Below are 2398 nucleotides of genomic sequence, written 5' to 3' on the forward strand. Positions count from 1 at the left end.
CGTGCCATTGATGTCGCACGGGTTACAGGGGGCTTTGCTGCTGCCCTTGCTGGTGGTGATGTCAATACTGGCGCTGATGCCGCTGGTAATGCCGCGGAGAATAATTTTCTTCCTGCGGTAGCAGCATTAGCAGCATTCATTGTGTCGCTTACACCAGAAGAGTTGGCAGCTCTGTCTCTTTTTATGGCTGGCGGAGCAACTGTTGTTGGATCCTCTAGCAATGGGACTGCTATAACGGATTTCCTTGGCTATTGGTTTGCATCGAAAAATGCAGAAGAAGACAGCGAAAAAACAAATCAAAGCTCAAAAGAAGAAAAAAATAAAGATTCTCAGAAGGAAAGTAAAAATAAGAAAAAAAACGGAAACAATAAAGAACCACAAAACAATAATGATGGAAAGGGTAACATACTTGCACAAGTCAGGAAGCATCATGACAAAAAGCGCGATGAAAAAAAACAAGAATTAAGTGATAAAGGATGTATAGTATGCGAGACAGAAATAGTATTCAAAACTAAGACGGATAAGGGGGTAGTAAGATCTCGTGCGGATATCGTTTATATAGAGAATGGTAAAATAAAAATTGGCGAGGTAAAAACGGGGGAGAATGCTATATTAAGTGAACAACAAAAGATTTTAAAAGAGGCATATAAAGAAGGAAATGCTGAGTCCACAAAAGGAAAATTTATAAAATTTTTTAAAGAGAACAAAGAGTTCTTAGAGAAATATCAAAAAGATTTCAAAGATTTTAAAGGAAGTGATAAAAAATTAAACGAGGCTAATAAAGAATGGATTAAAGAACAATTGAATAATAAGTTAGATAAAACTGACGTTAACGTTTTTCATTATCCAGGTCTTTTTGAATAAAAGTGAATAGCGATGCGAACTAAAGACGTGACAGAGATTTTAAAAACGCTTGGCTGGGAAACGAAAGATCAACTATTATTTACAGTGGTAGAACAGTATTAGCGTGAATAAACTGCGACTTATGGAGAATAATCTATGAACTTTTCGTTAAAAAAAATACATCGCCCTGATATTATTTATGTGGAGAAAGGTATATTAAAAGTTATTGATATAAAAACTGGTAATTCTCAATTAACAGAATGTCAAAAAGATTTTGAAATAGCGTATAAAACAGGAGATGCAAAACCTTTTGGAAAAATTATGAAACGCTATCTAGGGGAAAATAAGGAACAGCTTAATAAATACCAAGAAGATTTGAAAAAATTTGAAGGAGACGCAGAGCTTCTGAAAGAGTTTAGAGACAATTGGAGTGAAAATCAAATAAACAAAGAGTGGAATAGAATAATTCCTTATACAGTTAGCTGTTATCCGGCGGTTGGAGAAGAGTGAAACATTATGCAAACTAAAGATGCAGCAGAAATATTAAAAAGTCTGGGCTGTGAGCTCTATCGTGATGAAGTAGGCGATACATTTGCCTATTATTATCTTCCGGATCGCATTGTGGATTTGAGCTATGGTGTGAAACATGAAACGGATGGTGAAAAATTTTGGTTATTAGCTAGTCTCACAACTGCTTCTTATAGTCTTGCTTGTGAATATTCTAGGGGGCAAAAGTCACGGTATGGATATATACTCTATCCAGAAATAGGTGATTTCGGGGTTACGGTACCGGATCTTTCAGAAAGTCATATTGAATCTGCTTTAAACAAAGTCATTACTTGGGCAAAAACACGAAATATTGAACAAAAATTACATGAAGAAGCTGCTAATCATTCTCTTGTTGCAAAGGCTCTTCTCGGCGAGATAGAAGCTTTAAGGAGTTATGAGTCTAGGCCCAAAATAAACGTATCAGAATTTTCTGATTATAAAATGATGACGTGGAATGAACGTCTGCTTCTTTTTGCACAGGCCTATAAAAATGGGGAATTAGACGATATTCTAACGCGTAAGAAGCCAAAACAGTGCTCGATAAGTCTTATCGCAGCAAATCGCATCCTCAAAACGCGAGGATGGATTGCTATGGAACCTGGGAGAATGTTTCTCTCTTTGCCAGATCGTTTTATTCAGTTTGATTTTGGCTTTATACGTCTTCATGATAATTACAATGTTCGTCTTGAAGCTGAAATATCTAATGAAGAGATTTCTATAGCTTGTCGTTATATTCACTATAGGGGAGAATATAATTGGATACGACCTACGGATATTTATCAGTCTTTTAATACAATTGGGGGAGGGATTTTTAGTGGTTTTGGTAAAGGGATTGATATTTGTGTAGAGAGGTTGAATGAGCAAGAATTGACGCAAATCTCTGAGCGGGTGATACGATGGGCACGCGCCCAAGACTTGCAAGCATCGATAGAAAGTAAAACACTTGTTCAAAAATATAGTTACAATATAGATATAGTCTGGCATTTGGCTTGTTTAGCGTTGACAG

General features: G+C 36.3%; 3 protein-coding genes and 1 pseudogene. All 4 read left to right on the forward strand.

Annotated features, from left to right (window positions below; all coding sequences use genetic code 11):
• Positions 1–6 precede the first annotated feature (6 nt).
• Positions 7–99: pseudogene (locus tag PVV60_RS10805) on the forward strand (hypothetical protein); the annotation flags it as partial.
• 42 nt (positions 100–141) lie between these two features.
• On the forward strand, positions 142–864 hold the full coding sequence (locus tag PVV60_RS10100; protein WP_273724627.1) for a hypothetical protein: 723 nt from the start codon (positions 142–144) through the stop codon (positions 862–864).
• Between the two features lie 135 nt (positions 865–999).
• Positions 1000–1353, forward strand: coding sequence for a hypothetical protein (locus tag PVV60_RS10105; RefSeq protein ID WP_026500596.1), 354 nt, complete (start codon positions 1000–1002; stop codon positions 1351–1353).
• Between the two features lie 6 nt (positions 1354–1359).
• The coding region (locus PVV60_RS10110; protein ID WP_404977312.1) for a DUF6990 domain-containing protein at positions 1360–2398 on the forward strand (1039 nt) is incomplete at its 3' end.

It is taken from the genome of Bartonella sp. AU18XJBT, from assembly GCF_028618595.1.
In the GTDB taxonomy this organism is placed as follows: Bacteria; Pseudomonadota; Alphaproteobacteria; order Rhizobiales; family Rhizobiaceae; genus Bartonella.